Origin of the sequence: Salinibacter pepae, assembly GCF_947077775.1 — a bacterium.
GTDB classification, from domain to species: domain Bacteria; phylum Bacteroidota; class Rhodothermia; order Rhodothermales; family Salinibacteraceae; genus Salinibacter; species Salinibacter pepae.
Genome location: NZ_CAMTTE010000001.1, coordinates 1083334 through 1102713 on the forward strand (window position 1 = coordinate 1083334; position 19380 = coordinate 1102713).

The 19380-nt window shown below is 68.2% G+C and carries 13 protein-coding genes; 3 read left to right on the forward strand and 10 right to left on the reverse strand.

Features of this window, described 5'->3' with window-relative positions:
* Nucleotides 1-84 precede the first annotated feature (84 nt).
* From OJA40_RS04560 to OJA40_RS04570, 3 genes are all read right to left on the reverse strand, one after another.
* Nucleotides 85-1314 (reverse strand): tetratricopeptide repeat protein, encoded by a 1230-nt coding sequence (locus OJA40_RS04560; protein ID WP_263810031.1) that lies wholly within the window; start codon nucleotides 1312-1314, stop codon nucleotides 85-87.
* Nucleotides 1315-1462: 148 nt separating this feature from the next.
* Nucleotides 1463-2719 (reverse strand): D-alanine--D-alanine ligase family protein, encoded by a 1257-nt coding sequence (locus tag OJA40_RS04565; RefSeq protein WP_263808203.1) that lies wholly within the window; start codon nucleotides 2717-2719, stop codon nucleotides 1463-1465.
* A 121-nt stretch (nucleotides 2720-2840) separates the two neighbouring features.
* Complete coding sequence (locus tag OJA40_RS04570; RefSeq protein WP_263810032.1) at nucleotides 2841-4133, reverse strand: dihydroorotase; 1293 nt, start codon at nucleotides 4131-4133, stop codon at nucleotides 2841-2843.
* 236 nt (nucleotides 4134-4369) lie between these two features.
* Between OJA40_RS04570 and gyrA the strand changes: the two genes are divergently transcribed.
* Entirely contained in the window at nucleotides 4370-7108 is a 2739-nt protein-coding gene (gyrA, locus tag OJA40_RS04575) for a DNA gyrase subunit A (RefSeq protein ID WP_263810033.1), read from the forward strand.
* Here the strand turns inward: gyrA and OJA40_RS04580 are convergent.
* From OJA40_RS04580 to OJA40_RS04590, 3 genes are all read right to left on the reverse strand, one after another.
* A complete protein-coding gene (locus tag OJA40_RS04580) occupies nucleotides 7105-9759 on the reverse strand; it encodes a T9SS type A sorting domain-containing protein (protein WP_263810034.1) in 2655 nt (884 codons plus the stop codon). The two genes, gyrA and OJA40_RS04580, sit on opposite strands and share 4 nt — an antisense overlap.
* A gap of 71 nt (nucleotides 9760-9830) precedes the next feature.
* Complete coding sequence (locus OJA40_RS04585) at nucleotides 9831-11759, reverse strand: T9SS type A sorting domain-containing protein (protein WP_263810035.1); 1929 nt, start codon at nucleotides 11757-11759, stop codon at nucleotides 9831-9833.
* An 87-nt stretch (nucleotides 11760-11846) separates the two neighbouring features.
* Nucleotides 11847-12512 carry an outer membrane beta-barrel protein gene (locus OJA40_RS04590; RefSeq protein ID WP_263810036.1) on the reverse strand — a complete coding sequence of 222 codons (666 nt, stop codon included), beginning with the start codon at nucleotides 12510-12512 and terminating at the stop codon, nucleotides 11847-11849.
* A gap of 256 nt (nucleotides 12513-12768) precedes the next feature.
* Between OJA40_RS04590 and OJA40_RS04595 the strand changes: the two genes are divergently transcribed.
* A complete protein-coding gene (locus tag OJA40_RS04595) occupies nucleotides 12769-14187 on the forward strand; it encodes a phosphoglucomutase/phosphomannomutase family protein (RefSeq protein WP_263810037.1) in 1419 nt (472 codons plus the stop codon).
* A gap of 161 nt (nucleotides 14188-14348) precedes the next feature.
* Here the strand turns inward: OJA40_RS04595 and OJA40_RS04600 are convergent, their stop codons facing one another.
* Entirely contained in the window at nucleotides 14349-15056 is a 708-nt protein-coding gene (locus OJA40_RS04600; protein WP_208426298.1) for an ABC transporter ATP-binding protein, read from the reverse strand.
* Nucleotides 15057-15194: 138 nt separating this feature from the next.
* Between OJA40_RS04600 and OJA40_RS04605 the strand changes: the two genes are divergently transcribed.
* Complete coding sequence (locus OJA40_RS04605) at nucleotides 15195-15941, forward strand: arylesterase (RefSeq protein WP_263810038.1); 747 nt, start codon at nucleotides 15195-15197, stop codon at nucleotides 15939-15941.
* A gap of 236 nt (nucleotides 15942-16177) precedes the next feature.
* Here OJA40_RS04605 and OJA40_RS04610 read toward each other — a convergent pair whose 3' ends face one another.
* The 3 genes from OJA40_RS04610 to OJA40_RS04620 form a co-directional block, all read right to left on the reverse strand.
* Nucleotides 16178-17605, reverse strand: a complete 1428-nt coding sequence (locus tag OJA40_RS04610; protein WP_208426296.1) for an NAD(P)(+) transhydrogenase (Re/Si-specific) subunit beta — start codon at nucleotides 17603-17605, stop codon at nucleotides 16178-16180.
* Between the two features lie 130 nt (nucleotides 17606-17735).
* Nucleotides 17736-18056 (reverse strand): NAD(P) transhydrogenase subunit alpha part 2, encoded by a 321-nt coding sequence (locus tag OJA40_RS04615; RefSeq protein WP_208426295.1) that lies wholly within the window; start codon nucleotides 18054-18056, stop codon nucleotides 17736-17738.
* A gap of 151 nt (nucleotides 18057-18207) precedes the next feature.
* Nucleotides 18208-19371 (reverse strand): Re/Si-specific NAD(P)(+) transhydrogenase subunit alpha, encoded by a 1164-nt coding sequence (locus OJA40_RS04620; RefSeq protein ID WP_263808194.1) that lies wholly within the window; start codon nucleotides 19369-19371, stop codon nucleotides 18208-18210.
* Nucleotides 19372-19380: the final 9 nt, after the last annotated feature.

The following is a 19380-nucleotide window of genomic DNA, read 5'->3' on the forward strand; positions in this document are numbered from 1 at the left end:
GATGGGACATTCGGCGAATGCTGGCAGCCACCGTGCCGTGCTCTTCGCCCCCCTCCCTCTTCCCTCCCTCTTTCCGCCCCATCCTCACCCCGAGTAGGCCTCCTCAAGGTACGTCTCCGCGCGCTCGTGGGCCCCGGACGCATCCTCCATGTTGAGCACCGTCCGGTAGCGGTTTACGGCCATCTCGCGGCGGCCGAGGGCGTCGTACACCATGCCCTGGTACAGGTAGCCGAGCACCCGGTAGCGCGTGTCCTCGATGGTCTCCCGGGCGGTCAGTTGCTCCAGCTCCGCCAGGTGCTGCAGGGCCTTCCGGTAGGCGTCCCGGTAGAGCCGGTCGCGGGCCAGGTAGAGCTGGGCGATTTCCTCCATGTGGGTGTTGTAGCCCGCCTGCCCGGCCTCGGCGCGCTCCACGACCGCCTCGAAGATGCGGCGCGCCTGCCGCCAGCGCCCCCACCGGGCGTAGACCCGCCCCTCGAAGGTGTGAAAGAAGGGGTTGTCCGGATGCCGCTCGCGGAGCCGCTCGGTCCACTTTCGGGTCTCTCGAAAATCATCCTCGTACAGGTAGTGGACCTTCGCGAGGAAGTAGATCGCCTCCGTCTGCACGTAGTGCCCATTCGTGGCCGTCTCGCGGAGCAGCGTGAGCCCCCGCTCCTTGTTGCCGTCCGGCAGCATCCACATGAGGGCCTTCGACAGCGAATACTCCTCCGGCAGGATGGCCGCGTAGTAGTCGTACATGCCCGAGCCGAAGACGTAGTCGCCCCGCTCCGGCGCCACCGCCTCGACCTGTTGCACGTAGCTGATGGCCTTCTGGGCGTTCCGGAGGGTCTTCCACCAGTGGTACCGGTTGGAGTGGAGGCGCGACAGAAAGCCGTGGGCCGCCGCCTTGAAGAGGGCCGCGTCGAAATGGTCCGGGTCCTCCGCCAGAAGCGCGTCGCACCGGTCGATCACGGTGTTCATCTGCTCGGCGAACGCCGCGTCGTGGGAGGTGTCCGTGAGGTCGAGCATGATGGTCCACCACAGGTTGAGGCCCTGCAGGAACGGCCCGATGGGGTGATCGGGGTAGCGCGCATCGATTTTTTCGAACCGGGCCTTCGCCGCCTCAAACTGCATGCCGTAGAGCCGGTCGAGCCCCTCGGTGCCCGTCGTCCGGACAAACTCGTCGGTGAGCACGGAGGAGGTCTGCGCCACGGCGGTGGTCTCGGCGGCCGCCGGGGCCGAATGGGGCTGGCCGCGGGCGCGGCCTGTCCCCGTTAGGAGCAGGGCCGCGAGCACGGCGGCGGCCATCCGGACCGGCAATACGCTACGAAACGGCATACGGGTCATGTTGGCGAGGGGCAGGTAAGTGGGGCTCGCCACTCAGTCGGATGGGCCCCCAGGTCAGCGCGTGCCCTTGACTCTCGTTGATGTTCGGGGCGGCGAGGCAGGGGGCCTCCCGTCGTCGCGACCAATGTCGATGGACATTCTAAGGCGCCTCGTCCGCCTTGACGCCCTGCAGGTTCTTCTCGGCGAGCAGGTTGACGTCGTAGGTCTGGACCCGCCCGTTCCGGTCGCGGTGGCGGCGGCGGGCGATGGTCACCAGCCGGTCCACCAGCGCGTCGAACGACACGCCGGACGGCTCCCACAGGTAGAACGAGAACGAGCCCGGGATGGTGTTTATTTCGTTGAAATAGACCCGCCCGGTGGCCTCGTCGATCATAAAGTCGATGCGGACGACGCCGGCGCACTCGAACTGGTGGAAGATGCGGACGGCCCGGTCCTGAATCGTTTCGGTGCGCTCGTCGGAGAGATTCGCCGGCACGATGCGGTCCTGGGCGGCCATGCCCTCCGGGCTCGATTCGGCCCTTTTGGTGCCGCCCTCCGCCTTTGCCGCCTCCCCGTCCTCCCGCATGTACTTGTCCCGGAAGGTGAGCACTTCGTCGTCGTCCGACGCCACCGGCTCCTCCAACACGCTGGGCGTGGCCGCGTGGCCGTCCCCCAGCACCGAGCAGTTGATCTCGCGCAGCGCCTCCACCGCCTTCTCCACGACCACCTTGTCGTCGTACCGAAACGCGTCCTCGATGGCCGCGTCGAGCCCTGCGCGGGTGTGCACCTGCGCAATGCCGATGGACGACCCGCAGCGGGCCGGCTTCACGACGAGCGGGTAGTCGAGCTCCGCCTCGCACTCGTCCAGGGCCGCCGCCTCCCGGCCGGCCCACTCCCCCTCGCGGAGGGCCACGAAGTCGACCACGGGAATCCCGGCCTGCCGGCACACCCGCTTCGACATGACCTTGTCCATGCCGAGGGCGGAGCCGAACACGCCGGCGCTGGTGTAGGGCACGTTGAACGTCTCGCAGAGGCCCTGCACGCCCCCATTCTCGCCGGGGCCGCCGTGCAACCCCAGCAGCATGACGTCGATCCGGCGCCGCAGGGCGGGGCGCTGGAGGCGCTTCAGGATCCCCGGAGCGCGGTCCTCGATCAGCTCGAGGTGCCCGTACGGCGTTGGGGCGAGGGCCACGGGGAGGGCGTCCTCGCGGAGGGCGTCCAGGTCGCGGTACGCCTCCACCTCCAGCAGGGCGTCTCCGGTATACCACGTGCCGTCCTTCGCGACGTAGATGGGCACGGGCGTGTACCGGTCGCGGTCGAGCGCCGCGGCGGCCTGCAGCGCCGTGATGACCGACACCTCGTGCTCGGGGGCCACCCCGCCGAGGACGATGCCAACCTGTAGGGGCTCGGGGGACACAGTGGGGCCGGGGACGGACGAGAAACAGAACGATGCAGGGGGAGCCACCTGGTACGGAGACGAGCGCCCGGACGATCCCCCTAGAGGCGGCGGCCCGCTCCTGCTCGGCGCGAGCGGGCCGTCACGCCCCCCCACACTCCACGAACTGCCCGTCGCTGTAGACGGCCCGGGGCCGCCCCACCATCTCGGCGTCCGTGAACGGGGTGTTTTCGCTCTTCGACCGGATGTCGTCTTTCGTGAAGGTCCACTCGGTCGACGCGTCGAAGACCGTGAGCCGCGCCGGCGTGCCCTCCGTGAGGCCCGGCTCGTCGAGGCGCAGGATGCGGCGCGGGGCGACGGTCAGTGCCCGCACCGCCTCTTCCACCGAGAGCACGCCCGGCTCGATCAGCTCGCGCCCGATGAGGCCCCAGGCGGTTTCGAGGCCGAGGATGCCGAAGGGGGCATGGGCGAACTCGACCTGCTTCTCGTAGGACGCGTGGGGGGCGTGGTCGGTACAGATCGCGTCGATGGTGCCGTCGGCCAGGCCCTCCTTCAGGGCCGCCACGTCGGCCGGCGAGCGGAGGGGCGGGTGCATCTTTGTGTTCGTGTCGAACTGGGACGCCTCCACCGCCGCGTCCGTGAGCGTCAGGTGGTGGGTGCACACCTCCGCCGTGACGGGCACGCCGTGGGCCTTGGCCCGCCGCACGAGCTCCACGCCCCGGGCGGTGGAGATGTGCGCCACGTGGAGGGCGCCCCCGGTGAGGGCCGCCAGTTCAATGTCGCGGGCAATCATCACGTCCTCGGACGCCGCCGGAATGCCGTCGAGCCCCAGCCGCGCCGACACCTCGCCCTCGTGCATCTGCCCGCTCGGATTGAGCGTCTCCTCCTCCATGTGGTTGATGATGGGACGGTCGAGCATGCTGCTGTACTCCAGGGCCCGTCGCATCAGCCCCGCCGTCGGCACCGGCGCCCCGTCGTCGCTAAAGGCGACCGCCCCACCGGCCTCCAGGTCGGCCATTTCGGCAATCTCGTCACCGGCGCGCTCTTTGGAGACGCACGCGATGGGGTGGACGCCCACCGGCGTGTCCGCGGCCCGCTCTCGCACAAACTCGACCACGTCGCGCGTGTGGAGGGGCGGATCGGTGTTGGGCATGCAGGCCACGTCCGTAAACCCGCCCGCGAGGGCCGCGCGGCTGCCGGTCGCGACGGTTTCTTTGTGCTCGTAGCCGGGCTCCCGCAGGTGGACGTGCATGTCCATCCACCCCGGCGAGATGAACAGGCCCGACGCGTCGTACACCGGCACGTCGTCGCCCACGTTCAGGTCGGGGCCGATCGCGGCGATCGTGCCGTCTCGGATGAGCAGGTCGGCGTCCTGGGTCGTCTTCGGCTCGGGCCGGAGCAGCGTGCCGCCGCGGAGGAGCAGATGGGGCGTCATGCAGAAACGGGGCGTCGTGAGGAAGTGCGATCTGCCCCCAAGGTACGATCTCAGTCCCCGTCCGTCAACGGCCCCGCCCGCCTTGTCAAAAGCCGGTGGAAGTGGGTTCTGACGGGCATTCTGGTGGCACTTCTGCCCCTGATTTCGTACATTTTATGGATTGAAGCTCTGTGGTCTGGGCCGCCGGCCCGGGCCGCTTTTCGTTACCGCCCTCGTACCAGCCGTCCCCCCACACCATGGAAGCCGACGACAGCCGCGTGATCCCGATTAACATCGAGGAGGAGATGAAGTCCTCCTACATCGACTACTCGATGTCGGTGATCGTGAGCCGCGCGCTCCCGGACGTGCGCGATGGCCTGAAGCCGGTACACCGCCGCGTCCTGTACGGCATGCACGAGCTCGGCCTCACCCAGGGCGCGAACTACAAGAAGAGCGCCCGCATCGTGGGGGAGGTGCTCGGCAAGTACCACCCGCACGGCGACTCGTCGGTCTACGACACGCTCGTGCGCATGGCGCAGCACTTCTCGATGCGGTACCCGCTGGCCGACGGGCAGGGCAACTTCGGCTCCGTCGACGGCGACTCGGCGGCGGCGATGCGGTACACGGAGGCCCGCATGACGCGGATCGCCGAGCAGATGCTGACCGACATCGGCAAGGAGACCGTCGACACGCAGGAAAACTTCGACGGGACGATGGAGGAGCCGACGGTCCTCCCCGCCGCGTTCCCCAACATGCTGGTCAACGGGGCCGACGGCATCGCCGTGGGCATGGCCACGAAGATTCCGCCCCACAACCTGGGCGAGACGATCGACGCCACGGTCGCCTACATCGACGACCCGGACATCGCGATCGACGACCTGATGGAGCACCTTCCGGCGCCGGACTTTCCGACCGGCGGCATCATCTACGGCTACGCGGGGGTCTACGAGGCCTACCACACGGGCCGGGGCCGGGTCGTCATGCGCGCCAAGATGCACGAGGAGGCGGTGCGCAGCGGGCGCGACGCGCTCGTGGTGACCGAGCTGCCGTACCAGGTCAACAAGAGCCGCGAGGTGGAGCGGATCGCGGACCGCGTGCGCCAGGAGCGCATCGAGGGGATCGCCGACCTGCGCGACGAGAGCGACCGGGACGGCCTCCGCATCGTGATTGAGCTGAAGCAGGGGGCCAACGCCGAGATCGTCAAGAACCAGGTCTACAAGCACTCCCGCCTGCAGGACACGTTCGGCGTCAACATGGTGGCGCTGGTCGACGGGCGCCCCCAGGTGGTCACCCTGAAGGACGCGATCCGGCACTACGTGGACCACCGCCACGAGATCGTGGTGCGCCGCACGGAGTACGACCTGGCGCAGGCCCAGGACCGCGCCCACATCCTGGAGGGCCTCACCCTGGCGCTCGACCACCTCGACGCCGTCATCGCCATCATCCGCCACTCCCCCGACACCGGCACGGCCCGCCAGAACCTGCGCGCGGGCCGCTACCCGGACACGCTGAGCGACGCGGACCTGGGGGAGCTCAACGTGCCCCTCTCCCCGCCGGTCGAGGCCGACGAGGGACCGGACACCGTACAGGAGCTGCTCGGGGACGAGTACGAGGAGCTGGTCGACCAGCCCGAGGCCGGCGACTGGCTGACCGAGGCGCAGGCGAACGCCATCCTGCGCCTCCGCCTGAGCCGCCTGACGGGGCTGGAGCGCGAGAAGATCATCGGCGAGTACGAGGACATCATCGAGCAAATCCGGGAGTACCAGCGCATCCTAAACAGCCGCGACCGCCGGATGGGGCTCATCAAGGAGGAGCTGCTGACGGTGAAGGAGCGGTTCGACGACGAGCGCCGCACCGAGATCGACTACACCGGCGGCGACGACATCATCATCGAGGACCTGATCGAGCGCCAACACGTCGTCGTCACGATCACGAACCAGGGCCTCACGAAGCGCACGCCCATCGACACGTACCGCACGCAGGGGCGGGGCGGGGTCGGCATGCGGGGCACCGGCAAGCGGGAGGACGACTTCATCGAGCACCTCTACGTCTGCCACTCGCACGACGTGCTGCTCCTCTTCACCGACAAGGGCCAGTGCTTCTGGCTCCGCCCCTTCGAGATTCCGGAGGGGGGCCGCACGGCGAAGGGCCGATCGATCCGTCAGCTCATCGACATCGACCCGGACGACCGCGTCCGGGCCGTGATCAGCGTGGGCAAGGAGGAGTTCGAGGACGAGGCCTTTCTCAACAGCCACTACGTCCTCGCGGCCACGCGGCAGGGGCAGGTCAAAAAGACCGCGCTCGACGCGTACAGCCGCCCCCGCTCCAACGGCATCATCGGCATCAAGATCGACGAGGGCGACCAGCTCATCGAGGCGTCCCTCACCGGCGGCGACAACACGGTGGTGGTGGCCTCCTCCGGCGGCCGGGCCGTCCACTTCGACGAGGGCGACGCCCGCCCGATGGGCCGCAACACGCGGGGCGTCCGCGGCATGGAGCTGCCCGGCGACCAGGAGCTGGTGGGCATGATCTCGGTGCCCCCGGCGATGCACGACGACCTCGACGTGCTGGCCCTCGCGGAGCACGGCTACGGCAAGCGCACGGCGCTGTCCGACTACCGCGTGCAGGGCCGCGGCGGGAAGGGCCTCATCACGCTCGACCGCACCGACCGCACCGGCGCCCTCGTCTCCATCAAGGGCGTGCTCGGGGCCGAGGACCTGATGGTCATCACCGAGGGCGGCATCATGATCCGCACCCGGGTCGGGGAGATCAGCACGATGGGCCGCAACACGCAGGGCGTGCAGGTGATCGACCTGAAGGACGGCGACGCGATTGCCGACGTCACCCGCGTGGCCGACACGGACGAGCCGGCGGCTGACGATGAGTCCCCCGACGATGAGTCTCCCACCGATGAGCCCCCCACCGACGCCGGGGCCGCCACGAACGGCGCGATGGACGACGATGCCGCCAGCGACGCCGTCGAGGACGCCTCCTAGCGCACGTGAACGGCCTTCGTGGTGGCGGCAAAGTCCTCGTTCCAGACGCGGAAGAAGTACGTGCCGCTGCCGAGCGAGCGGGGCAGTTGGCCGCTCAGGTCGATGGACGCCGAGCCGTCGACCTCCCGGCTCAGGACCGGGGTTGCTACCCGGCGGCCGAGAACGTCGTAGACATCGACCCGGACGGGCTGTGCCTCCCGCCCCTCCGGAAACGTGATCGATAGGCGTAGGGCGTCCCGGAAGGGATTCGGGTAGGCGGTGGCGGTGACATCGGACCTCCGCAGTGTGACCTGCGTCCTGCTCTGCGTCACGAGACTGTCGGTCCCCGCGCTCGACTCCGTGACCCCCAGGATCCGAAAGCGGTGCGTTCCGACCGGCAGGTCTTTGAGGGTCCGGGAATAGTCGCCCGCGCCGTTCGAGGGGATCCGCACGCGATCGGCAAGCCCACTCCCGAAATAGCCCTGCTGGATCACGAAGGCGTCCAGGGTTACGTCCTCTTCCCCACCCACCTGTCGCCACGTGAGGTCCACGGCCCCGTTGCCTCCTCCCGTTGCCTGTCCCTCCCCACTTGCGTTAGTGATGGCCACGTCCACCGCCGGCACGGCCGGCTCGGCCTGCACGAAGCCGTGGCCGCTCCACGGATCGGGCCCAGAGGCAACACCGACGAAGTTTGCACTCCGGTTAAGACGACTCGTCACGTCGGCCGCGGTGTCCTCCAGCCGGCTATAGACCTCCGATGGCGTGAGGCCGGGACGCGCCTGTCGAATCAGCGCCCCAATGGCCGCGATGTTCGGCGCCGCCGCCGAAGTACCCGCAAAGTTGGGATGGGGGTCCGCATCGATGCCCTCAAGAGCATCATCGGGAATGTCGGTCCCGAAGAACGTGTTGTCGATCCGATCCGTCCCGGTCACGTCGGGCTTCGCCCGGCCTTCCGGCGTGGCGAGCCGGCCCCCGTCCTGATCGAACCGAATCTGGAGCCCTCCTTTCGAGGAAAATGCCTCCAGGGCCGCCGGATCGGCGTTCGGGTTGTAGGCGGCGGTGTTGAAGAACGGCGCCGCGGCCACCGCCATCGCCCCTTCCGCCATCGGGTGCCCGTACACCGTCGGGCCGAGGGTGTCGTACTCCTCGATCGTGACGTCGCTGTCGGTGAACGGCCCGCTGCCGCTGTACACGTACTTGATCTCGTCGGGATTGGGCCCGGCGGCCTTCTCAATCACCAAGTGCAGCGTCTCGGCGGTGCTGCCGTCGTTGGTGTACTCCATCGTCTCGGCCGGCACGCCCGTAGAGAGGTTGTCACTGGCGGACTGCGCCACGACGGTGCCCGCCTCGTCCACCAGGGCAATGTCGAGATCCGTGTCCGGCCCGTCCGAGCCCTCGACCACCGCGGACGGATCCGTCCACTGAAACGAGAAGACCTGAAAGGTGCCCCCCGACTGGATCGTGACCTCCTGACGCGTGTCGGTGCTGAGCGCCGAATCGTCGAAGTCATGACGCACGGAGCTGGGATCGATCACGCCCGGCTCCCCAGAGTCGCGGAACGGCGCCTCGTAGGAGTTCTGGCCGTCGTTGCCCGCCGAAGAGAAGTAGGCGACCCCATCGTTGCTCACGACGTCGTCGATGGCGTTTGCCACAAGTCCGTCTTGGTAGAACGGCTCTGTGCTGTAGCGGACATCGTCGACGATCACCGTACAGCCGGCATCGGCAAGCTCTCGGATCCCCGACGCGAAGTCTGCGAGACCGACGAAGGCAGTGTGAAATCCAAGTGCCGCCCCCGGCGCGATGTCGTGGATCAGTTGCAGCATCGCTCGTCCCTCGTCCGTTGGCTCCGGATCGTCCGGGTCGGTCCCATCGTATTCCTGGAGCACGTCGACGGGCGTCGTCCGTCCCTCCGGGTTGTTTTGTCCGGGCAGGTCGCCGGACTGCACATCGTCGGCCGCCGAGGTGGCCGCGTCCGCGGTGTCGTAGCTGTCGGACAGGGCACAGACCTTCTGCCCACTCCCATCCGTGCCCGTATTCCGACGTGCTGCGGTCGCAGCATGGGCCGTGTCGGCCTCAGACCCCACGCTCCCGGCGGTCGTCCGGGCGTACGCTGGCATCATGCCCCGGAGGGAGGGCAGCGCGGCGGCCTCCTCGATGGCGGCGATCGGCAGGCGTCCCGACACCACGTTGCCAGCAGAGGATTCACCTTCTAGGCCCAGCGCCCGCAAGTCGTCGAGGAGCCGAGACGGGTCGCCGGACGCGACGGCGTCGACCGTTACGGACCGTCCATCCGACGAGACCGGCGACAACGTGCGGCCCATGGAGGAAGGCGACTGCGCAGGAGCGCGCGACTGGGGATCGCCGCCGCGCGTCTTCGGGCGCTGCCGGGCGCCTCCGCGGAGGGCCTGAACACTTGCCGCCCCCCCGACCTGCTGCTGGTGGTACAGCACGGCGAGCTCCATCCCGACCGCTGAGAGCGGCCCGTCTTTCCCCGTGTCGTCCGGCCCCGCCATCCCCGCCCGGGCCGCCCGCAGGGCCGCCGGATCGGCCCGTTCCACGTTCAGGAGGCCGATGCTCTGCAGAGAGCCCGACCCTGCCTGTCCGAGCGCCCCGAGGGGGGCGAGTCCTAACAGCCCCCCCAGGAGCACGACAACAATGGCGATGCGGTTCATGATGAGATGCAGTCAATCCAACAAGGTCAGAACGGGGTCGCGCCGGTTGCAGACCGTTTCGTGTCCACCGGCTACTGAACAACGATCATCTTTTTAGTCTGTCCGACGCTCCCGTCGCCCCGCAGGCGCAGGAAGTACATTCCGCTGGCCCACTGACTCGCGTCGATGGAGAGGGACGTAGGATCCTGTGCACGGACCTCGCGCTGTTCGGCGTAGACCTGTTCCCCAAGCGTATTGTAGACCTCCACCTGTACGCTTTGGGGCTCGCGGGCCGTCAGGTCGAACGACGCCGTTTCCCGGACGGGATTCGGGTAGGGCCCCAGGGCGTAGACGTCGCCCTCAAAGTCGATCTGTGCCTCGCGGGCCGCGCTGGTGACGGCGTTCCCGGCCCCGTCCTGGGCCCGCACCCGGTACTCGTACCGGCCCGGCGTCTGGCCCTTCACCGTGTACTGCTTGCTCTGCTCGTCGCTGGCGTCCCCGTCCTGCGGAACCGTAGCCACCGGCTGAAACGCGCCCTCCTCCCCGGTGCGCCGCTCAACCCGGTACAGGAAGTCGGACGAAGTTCCTGGCGGCACTGTCCAGGATAGGTCAACCGTCCCGCGTCCCTGCTCGTCACGGCCCGTGATGGTGGTGCTCACGTCCCGAACGGTGATTGTATCGCGGACTCGCTCGGGGGAGGACGCCGTCGATCCGTTCTCGCGGACCCATCGTAGGCGAAACTCAAACGCGCCAACCCCCAGGTTCTCCACCGTCAGGCTGGACCCGGCCACCTCGGAAGCATCCACACGCTTCATTTCCTCAAAGCTTCCCCCAAAGTACCGGCGATCGACGATGTACTCTTGGATGTTCGCGTCGTTCGCCTCACTCCACGAAAGGGTCCGACTGCCGCTCTGTCCATCAACTTCTTGCACCGACACCGCGAAGAGGTCCTGGAAGTACTGCTCGCATCCCACCCCGAGCGGCCACCCCATGTCTCGAAACTGACCACACATGATGGGGCCGGGCAAGCGGTTCGTCTCCGCCTGATCGATGATCGGCGACATGAGCGCATTCTGCGTCTCGGGCTGATAGGTGTCCTCGTCCAGGTGCGCGATGCTGGACCCTCCCGCAAACGACCCAGGGGCGTAGAGCTTCGGGAGTGCCGGTCCGGTGCCCAACTCGGCGGTCGCCTCCGAAGCTTCTCCCTGAAAGAACACCCGGTTGCTGGTCAACGCCGACCCTAGTTCGTCCGATGGATTCGGATAGAAACTTGTGTTCGTCAGGGCCCTACCCTCGCCCGATACAACCTGGCGGTCGTACACCCCGAGGATGCGATTCCCTCCGTCGGTGTCGGATGAATACTCGCCCGCTCCCTGGTTGTCGACCGAAAAGAGGTCAATGTAGTTCAGCCCGTGTCCGAGCTCGTGGAGGGCCACGGACGTGAAGTCGATGGTCCCGGCCGGCGCATCCCCGGGCCCGAAATGCCAGTCGCTCCGCTGGCTGTTGACCCGGACAATAATGTCCGCTTCCTGAGGATTGGCCTCTTCCCCGACGATGGCATCGGTGAGGGCATCCCCCGCAAAGACATCGATCTCCCCGTTCCCCGTCGCGTCCACCCCGTAAAAGAAATTGGGCCCCGCAGCCGCCAGGGTCCCCTCTCCAAGCGCCTCGTACGAGGCCTGCACCTGGATGGGAACCGGGGAGGAGATGTGTGTCTCCCAGACGTCTACCGCCCGTTCGAAAGCGTCTTCGGCTTCGGTCGTGAAGTTTTCGCCGTAGTCCACCTCAATGGTCGCACTGGCCTCGTGACTCTGCTTCGGGACGGGTCGGTGACTGACCGAAGCATTGACCGCTCGCTTGCGAAGCCCGCAATCCTGGTACCGTTCTGTACTCAGGGCCCGCTCGTGCGGGACCGGCTCGCCCATGACGCGAGGGGTTTCCTGGGCGAGAGCGGCCGGCCCCCACAGGAGAGATGCGCAGAGCACAAGGAAAAGCCCAACCAGTTGGGGCGTGCGAACCATGGCGTAGTGGATAGAGGACTATGGTCTGCGTGCCGAAATGCTGCCCGGAAGCGGGCCGTGGGTGTCACAGGCCCACGACTCTAAGCTCTACTCGCCTCCGAAGGTATAGCTCAGTCCCAGCGTAAACGGAAACGTCGTGACGGCATTCTCCTTGCCGCCCGGCAGGCTGCCGGCCACGCGCGTCTCCGCCGTGAGCGAGAGCCCGTCTACGAGCCGCAGGGCCGCGCCGAAGCCCACGTTCCCCCCCGCGTCCGTCACGTCGGTCTCCCCGAGCTGAAACGTATTGGCCCCCGCCTCGATGCGGGTGGCGTCGATGGTGGTCCGCACCACGCCGAGGCCCACCAGGAAGTACGGGGCAATCCGCCCGACCGACGTGAGGTGCAGCTGCCCCTCCAGCGACAGCGCCCGCAGGCGGCCCTCCGGACACGAGTTCACGCAGCGGTCAATCGCAGGCGAAATGTCGTCCGAACCCACGCGCAGTTGCGCCTGCTGGGCGCGGACCCGCACGTCCAGCGACAGGTCGTCTGTGAGCGTCCGCCTCAGGCCCACCGCGGCGTACCCGCTCGGCCCCGATCCGGGATTGATCGCTGCGGGGCGGTCCCGCCCTTCAACGGACACGTCAACCTCCGTAGACGGGATCGCCCAGCCGCCCCCGGCCTCCACCCGCACGGCCTGCGCCTCGGCCCGCCCGCCCCCGAGCAGCACAATCAGGAGAACCAACAGGGACACTGCGGCGGACGAACGGACGCGCATGGAGGGGTGTGGGCGGTTGCAGAACAGGATGTCGAACCCATACTGCCGACCCCAACGCAAACGCTTCCGGCTCGTTCTCCTGGACTTTGCGTTTCCTTCGACGTCTGTTCGTCCGTTCGCCTCCGCGTCTCGTCCCCGCCTCAGGGGCGAGCGCGGGGGGGTGGCTTTTCCCCCGACGGCTTCTTTTCTTTGGGGTGTTGCCTTCGCACCGGAGGTGTTGCCAATCGCCCTTCCTTGCACCGACCGCTCTTCCAACATGGCCAACACGCCGATCGAATTTGGGACCGACGGCTGGCGGGCCGTCATCGCCGACGACTATACCTTCGCCAACCTCGAACGCGTGGCCCAGGCCACCGCGAACTGGCTGCACGACGACTACGGCGACGCGCCGTCGATCGTCCTCGGCCACGACACCCGCTTCCTCGGGGCCGAGTTCGCCGAACGGGCCGCCCGGGTGCTCGCGGACGCGGGCGTGGCGGTCACCCTGGCCGACTCGATCGTGCCCACCCCGGCGGTCAGCTGGGCCACCCAGGCGGCCGGGCACGACGCCGGCGTGGTGATTACGGCCAGCCACAATCCCCCCTCGTACAACGGCTACAAGATCAAGGCGCACTTCGGCGGCCCCGCGCCCCCGGACATGATCGCATCCGTCGAGGCGGCGGTGCCGGACCACAATCTGGACGGCACCGCCCTCACCCCGTTCGGCACCCTCGCCGCCAACGGCGCGGTTCAGGCCGACGGCGTCCGCGGCGGGTACCTCGACGCCCTCCGGGACGCGCTCAACATCGCGGCGATCCAGAACGCCGACCTCACGATTGCCCACGACGCCATGTTCGGCGCGGCGCAGGGGCTCGTGGAGGCCCTGCTGGGCAATGGCGTGGTGTCCCTCCGCCACGACCACAACCCCGGCTTCCACGGCGTGGCGCCGGAGCCGATCGCCGACCGGCTGGGCGAGCTGTCCGACACCGTCGCCACCAGCGACGCCCAGGTGGGCCTCGCCAACGACGGCGACGGCGACCGCATCGGGATGGTGGACGAGAATGGCGACTTCGTGAGCTCCCACCGCATCCTCGCCCTGCTCGTGAAGTACCTCCACGAGGAACGGGGCCTCACCGGCTCGATCGTGAAAACGTTCTCCACCACCCACCTGCTCGACAAGATGGGCGCCCACTACGGGCTGGACGTGGAGACCACCCCGATCGGGTTCAAGCACATCGCCCCGAAGATGGCCGAGGGCGACGTGCTCGTGGGCGGGGAGGAGTCGGGCGGCATCGCGGCGGCCGGCCACATCCCGGAGCGCGACGGCGTCTACATCGGCCTGCTGATCGTGGAGATGATGGTGGAGCGCGGCATGACGCTCTCCGCCCTCGTGGACGAGCTGCTGGAGGAGTTTGGCCCGCACTACAACTACCGCGACGACATCCACATCCGCGAGGACCAGAAGGCCGGCGTGTTGGACCGGCTCGACACCCAGGGCGGCCTGGACTCAGTGGACGGCCACGCGGTGGAGGAGGTGCGGACGCTCGACGGCTTCAAGCACGTCACGGACCGCGGCTGGCTCCTCATCCGCCCGTCCGGCACCGAGCCGGTGCTGCGCGTCTACTCCGAGGCCGAATCGCCGGAGGCCGCCGAGGCGCTGGTGAAGGACGCCTCAAAGCAGCTGGGCCTCAACTAGTGGCCCCTTCGGCCCGCTGAGGGATTCTCTTCTGAGGGCCCCGTTGCCACACATGGTCGGCAGGGACGGCTTCCCTATGGACTTGGGGGCCGCCCCTTGTTGGGAATTCGGGGGCCGGGTCCTTCCGTCGGGGCCTCTCTTCCCCGCGGGCAGACGGCCCGCTAGGCGACGCCGGCCGGTTCCGACACCTGTTCGTCGTCGACGACCTCCCCGCCGCGGAGGTGGAGGATGCGTTCCGTGCGGGCGGCCAGCTCCTGGTCGTGAGACACCAGGACCAGCGTCGTGCCGGCCGTCTCATTCAGCTCGAAGAGAAGGTCTTCGATCCGACCGGCCGTCTCGGCGTCGAGGTTGCCGGTCGGCTCGTCGGCGAAGAGCACGCGGGGGCGGTTGATGAAGGCCCGGGCCATGGCCACCCGCTGGCGCTCGCCCCCCGAGAGCTGCGTGGGGTAGTGGTCGAGCCGGTCGCCCAGCCCCACCTCGTCGAGCAAATCGGCGGCCCGGGTGCGCGGGTCGGCGTCGCCCCGCAGCTCGGCCGGCACCATGACGTTTTCCAGCGCCGTGAGCGTCGGGAGCAGGCGGAAGGTCTGGAAGACGAACCCGACGTTTCGGTTGCGCACCTCGGCGCGCTCGTCTTCGTCGAGGGGCGTGAGGTCGACGCCACAAAGCTCCACGCGACCGCCCGTCGGCTGGTCGAGGCCGGCGCACAGCCCCAGCAGGGTCGTCTTGCCACTGCCCGACGGGCCGACGATGGAGCAGGTGTCGCCCTCGTCCACCGCAAAGCTCACGTCGTCAATCACCGTCAGGGTGCGCCCCCCGCTGGGAAACGTCTTCGTCAGGGACTCGACCTGGAGAACGGAGGTCTCGCTCATGGGCGCGAAGGATAAGGATCGGTGCGAAAACGGGGAGGGGCACTGTCGGCCGCGGCGTCTCAGAAACCCTGCTGTGTTGGTTTCGGTTCGGCGGGCCGACCCTGTCCTCCACTCTTGCGACTTGGCCCCGCCCCGTTCATGTCACGCGTTCGCCTATACCTGTTTCTGCTCGTAGGGGTTCTGGGCCTGGTGGGCTGCGGGCAAGATCGTTCCACTTCCTCCCCCGCCACTTCCTCCCCCGCCGCCTCGTCGGCCGACACCACCAAATCGGCCACGGCGTCGGGCGCGGCGGACACGACCGACGCGGAGACGCGCGTGCTGGTCCTCGGCAACAGCATCGCCGCCGGGTCCGGCGTGTCGTCCCGGGCGGCCTTTCCCGCCCGTCTCCAGCAGAAGGTTGACTCCCTCGGGTGGGACGTACAGGTGCAAAACGCCGGCGTGAGCGGGGAGACCACGGCCGGGGGCCTGCAGCGCATCGGGTGGGTGTTGCAGAGGCCGGTGGACGTGCTCGTGCTGGAGCTGGGGGGCAACGACGGCCTGCGCGGCATCGACCCGGGCGTCACCCGCAAGAACCTGCGCGGGATTATCGACACGACCCTGAGCACGTACCCGGAGGCCCGCGTCCTCCTGACCGGGATGCAGGTGCCTCCGAACCTCGGGCGGGAGTACGCCCGGCAGTTCCGCCAGGTCTACCCGGCGGTCGCCGAGGCGTACGACCGCGTCACGCTGATTCCGTTCCTCCTCAACGACATTGCGGGGTCCGATTCCCTGATGCAGGACGACGGCATCCATCCCACCGCGGCCGGCCACCGCCTCATCGCGGACGAGATCTGGACCGACCTCCGGCCCCTCCTGGAAGAGAGGCGCCCTCAGGACCCGGCGTGAGGGGCTGTTGGAATGCTACACGTTGAGAACCTGTTCGGCGGGCTGTCTATGGCCTGCGACGTCGCGGATCTCGTGCAGCCCAGACACTACTCGGTCACTGCGTTCCCAGCGCAGAACGGCTTCTGCACTCGCCCGGTAGCGCCGCTACAGGGCTCGTTTGGGCTCCGTTCATCCACGTTGCCCGCTGTGTCTCGGCTGAATATCCATCCGCCAAACAGGTTCTGAACGTTCAACACTCACGCCTCCTCCATCTCCTTCACCGCGTCGGTGATCTCGGCGACCGCCTCCTTCGCGTCGCTGAAGAGCATCTTCGTGTTGTCCGCGTAGAACAGCTCGTTGGGCACGCCGGAGTAGCCGGGGCTGAGGCTGCGCTTGATCATGACGACCGTGTCCGCGTCGTCCACGTTCAGGATCGGCATGCCGTAGATCGGGCTGCCCTCGTCGTCCCGGGCCGCGGGGTTAACGACATCGTTCGCCCCCACGACGATGGCAAGGTCCGTCGTCGCGAACTCGGGGTTGATGTCCTCCAGCTCGTAGAGCTTCTCGTAGGAGACGTCGGCCTCGGCGAGAAGCACATTCATGTGCCCCGGCATGCGCCCCGCCACCGGGTGGATCGCGTAGCTCACCTCGATGCCCTGCGCCTCCAGCCGGTCGGCCAGCTCGCGCACCTCGTGCTGGGCCTGCGCCACGGCCAGCCCGTAGCCCGGCGCGATGACCACCCTGTCGGCGTAGCGGGCGAGGATGGCCGTGTCGTCCGGCGACGTCTCGTTGACCGTCTTGCCCTCCGGCACGTCGAGCCCCGCCGCGGGCCCGTCGCCCCCGCCGAAGCCGCCGAGCATGACGTTCGCCAGGGACCGGTTCATCGCCTCGCACATGAGGACGGTCAGGATCATGCCCGCCGCCCCGACGAGCGTCCCACTCACAATGAGGGCCGTGTTGTCGAGCACGAAGCCGGCCGCGGCGGCCGCGAGGCCGGAATACGAGTTCAGAAGCGACACGACCACCGGCATGTCGGCCCCGCCGATGGGGATGACGAGCAGAATGCCGAGCAGGAGGGCCGCCGCCCCGAGGCCGAGGGCCGCGAGGATCATCGGGCGGGCGAGCGTGGGAAAGGCCTCCGCGTACGCCACCATCACGCCGAACGCCACGCCCGCCCCCACGAGCAGGAGGCCCGTCAGCACCCGCAGGCCGGGAAAGGAGATGGGGCTGCCCGTGATCCAGCCGCTCAGCTTGCCGTTGGCGATGATGCTCCCCGAGAAGGTGACGGTCCCGATGAGGATCGAGAGCGCAATGGTCACCGCCGTGACGGCCCCAAACCCGTACACGTCCCCACTCACGTACTGGGACAGCTCCGCCCCCGAGACGAGCGCGGAGGCGAGCCCCCCAAACCCGTTGAAGACGGCCACCAGCTCCGGCATGGCCGTCATTTCGACGGTGCGGGCCAGCGCCACGCCGACCAGCCCGCCCAGGGCAAGCCCGCCCAAAATCATGGGCCACGACAGAATCTCCTGGAGGAAGAGGGTCGCGACGACGGCGACGAGCATGCCGAGGGAGGCCAGCGCGTTGCCGGTGCGGGCGGTAACGGGCGACTGCATGCGCTTGAGCCCGAACACGAAGAGCACCGCCGAGAGCAGGTACGCGAGGTCGATGATCGCAGTTTTCATAGGCAAAACCGTACGGAGGAGAGTCTATCGGGAGCGGGGACCTTTCCCTCGTATTTCGTGGTGCGTATTTCGTCACTTGGCTTCCAGCGTACAACTACGCAATACGCACTACGCAATACGCACTACGCACTCAGTCTGCTGAGCCGTTCGCCTGCCCCGCCCCAACCGACGCGGGGGACGCCTCCTTCTTCCCAAACATCTTCAGCATGCGGTCGGTCACCAGAAAGCCGCCGACGACGTTGATGGTGGCCACCACGAGCGCCCCGAAGCCGATCCAGGTCGACCACGGCCCGGTCGTCATGCCCGCCGCCACCAGCGCCCCCACGACCGTAATGCCGCTGATGGCGTTGGCGCCCGACATGAGGGGGGTGTGCAGGGTTTGCGGCACCTTGGTTAGCACCTCCGTGCCGAGGAACGCCGCGAGGACGAAGATAATCAGGTTGTTGAGCATGTTGGCTTTTCGGACAGCGGGAAATCAGAATTCGAATGCAGGAGCACAAGGAGACCCGACTGCCTCCCTGAAAGACAGAGTGACACGTGAGTCGTGATGCGTGAGTCGTGATGTGTGACCGCCCGCACCAGGCGTCCTCACGGGTGCCGTGTCACGTCTCAGGAGCCTCTTTCTCCGTAGGCGCAATAAGGTCCCGAACACGCTCATTCTGAACCTCCCCGTCGCGGGTGAGGCACGACTCGGCGAAAATCTCGTCGTCGAAGTCCGGGGCAAAACGGCCCTCGTCGAGTCCCTCCTCAACCATGGCGGCGACGGTCTTGGCGTAGAGCTCACTCGCGTGGACCGGCATTTCGGCGGGCAGGTTGGTGGGCCCCAAGATCTGGACGTTGTGCTCCACGATTTCTTCTCCGGTCTCCGTGAGGGCACAGTTGCCCCCGTTCGGCGCGGCAAGATCGACGATCACCGACCCGGGATCCATGGCCGCCACGGCCTCTTCGTTGATGAGCAGGGGAGCAGGCTGGCCGGGAATGAGGGCCGTCGAGATCACCACGTCGGCCTCGGCGAGGTGGGGCTGCAGGAGCTCGGGCTGTCGCTCCTGCTTCTCCTTCTCCACCTGCTCCGCGTACCCGCTCTCGTCCTGGTCGGCCTCGATGTCCACCTCCAGCTCCACGAAGGACGCGCCGAGGCTTTCGACCTCCTCCCGGGTCGGTTCGCGGATGTCGTACCCGAACACCTTCGCCCCCAGGCGCTTGGCGGTGGCGATCGCCTGCAGGCCCGCCACGCCGGCCCCCAGCACGAGCACCCGGGCCGGGCGCACCGTGCCGGCGGCGGTGGTGAGCAGCGGGAAGAACGCGGGCAGTCGCTCCGCCGCCCCGATCGCCGCCCGGTACCCCCCGATCGAGCTCATCGCGGAGAGCGCGTCGAGCTTCTGCGCCCGCGAGATGCGCGGCACGAGCTCCATCGCCAGCGCCGTCACGCCCCGGTCCGCCAGCGCCTGTGCGGCCTCCGGGCGTTCGAGCGGGCTGAGAAAGCCGACAAGGACCTGCCCCTCGCCGAGCCGGTCCACCTCGTCGTCGGACGGGGGGGCCACCTTCGCGATGATGTCGGCGTCGAACGTCGCGTCCCGCCCCACGACCGAACACCCCGCCGCGTCGTAGTCGGCATCGGTGTGGTACGCTCCCTCCCCGGCGCCCTCCTCGACGCGGATGTCTAGATCGTCCACCGTCGCCAACAGGCGATCGGCCACGTCGGGGATCAGGGCAACGCGGGTCTCGCCCGGGTCGGTTTCGCGCGGGACGCCAATCGTGAGGGCCATTGCGCCGTG

What these genes read in the sequence shown, in the direction of transcription:
- gyrA (WP_263810033.1), top strand. Translation starts at nt 4,370, where the DNA reads ATGGAAGCCGACGACAGCCGCGTGATCCCGATTAACATCGAGGAGGAG.
- OJA40_RS04585 (WP_263810035.1), bottom strand. Translation starts at nt 11,759, where the DNA reads ATGGTTCGCACGCCCCAACTGGTTGGGCTTTTCCTTGTGCTCTGCGCA.
- OJA40_RS04570 (WP_263810032.1), bottom strand. Translation starts at nt 4,133, where the DNA reads ATGACGCCCCATCTGCTCCTCCGCGGCGGCACGCTGCTCCGGCCCGAG.
- OJA40_RS04610 (WP_208426296.1), bottom strand. Translation starts at nt 17,605, where the DNA reads ATGAAAACTGCGATCATCGACCTCGCGTACCTGCTCTCGGCGGTGCTC.
- OJA40_RS04615 (WP_208426295.1), bottom strand. Translation starts at nt 18,056, where the DNA reads ATGCTCAACAACCTGATTATCTTCGTCCTCGCGGCGTTCCTCGGCACG.
- OJA40_RS04580 (WP_263810034.1), bottom strand. Translation starts at nt 9,759, where the DNA reads ATGAACCGCATCGCCATTGTTGTCGTGCTCCTGGGGGGGCTGTTAGGA.
- OJA40_RS04590 (WP_263810036.1), bottom strand. Translation starts at nt 12,512, where the DNA reads ATGCGCGTCCGTTCGTCCGCCGCAGTGTCCCTGTTGGTTCTCCTGATT.
- OJA40_RS04605 (WP_263810038.1), top strand. Translation starts at nt 15,195, where the DNA reads ATGTCACGCGTTCGCCTATACCTGTTTCTGCTCGTAGGGGTTCTGGGC.
- OJA40_RS04595 (WP_263810037.1), top strand. Translation starts at nt 12,769, where the DNA reads ATGGCCAACACGCCGATCGAATTTGGGACCGACGGCTGGCGGGCCGTC.
- OJA40_RS04600 (WP_208426298.1), bottom strand. Translation starts at nt 15,056, where the DNA reads ATGAGCGAGACCTCCGTTCTCCAGGTCGAGTCCCTGACGAAGACGTTT.
- OJA40_RS04620 (WP_263808194.1), bottom strand. Translation starts at nt 19,371, where the DNA reads ATGGCCCTCACGATTGGCGTCCCGCGCGAAACCGACCCGGGCGAGACC.
- OJA40_RS04560 (WP_263810031.1), bottom strand. Translation starts at nt 1,314, where the DNA reads ATGCCGTTTCGTAGCGTATTGCCGGTCCGGATGGCCGCCGCCGTGCTC.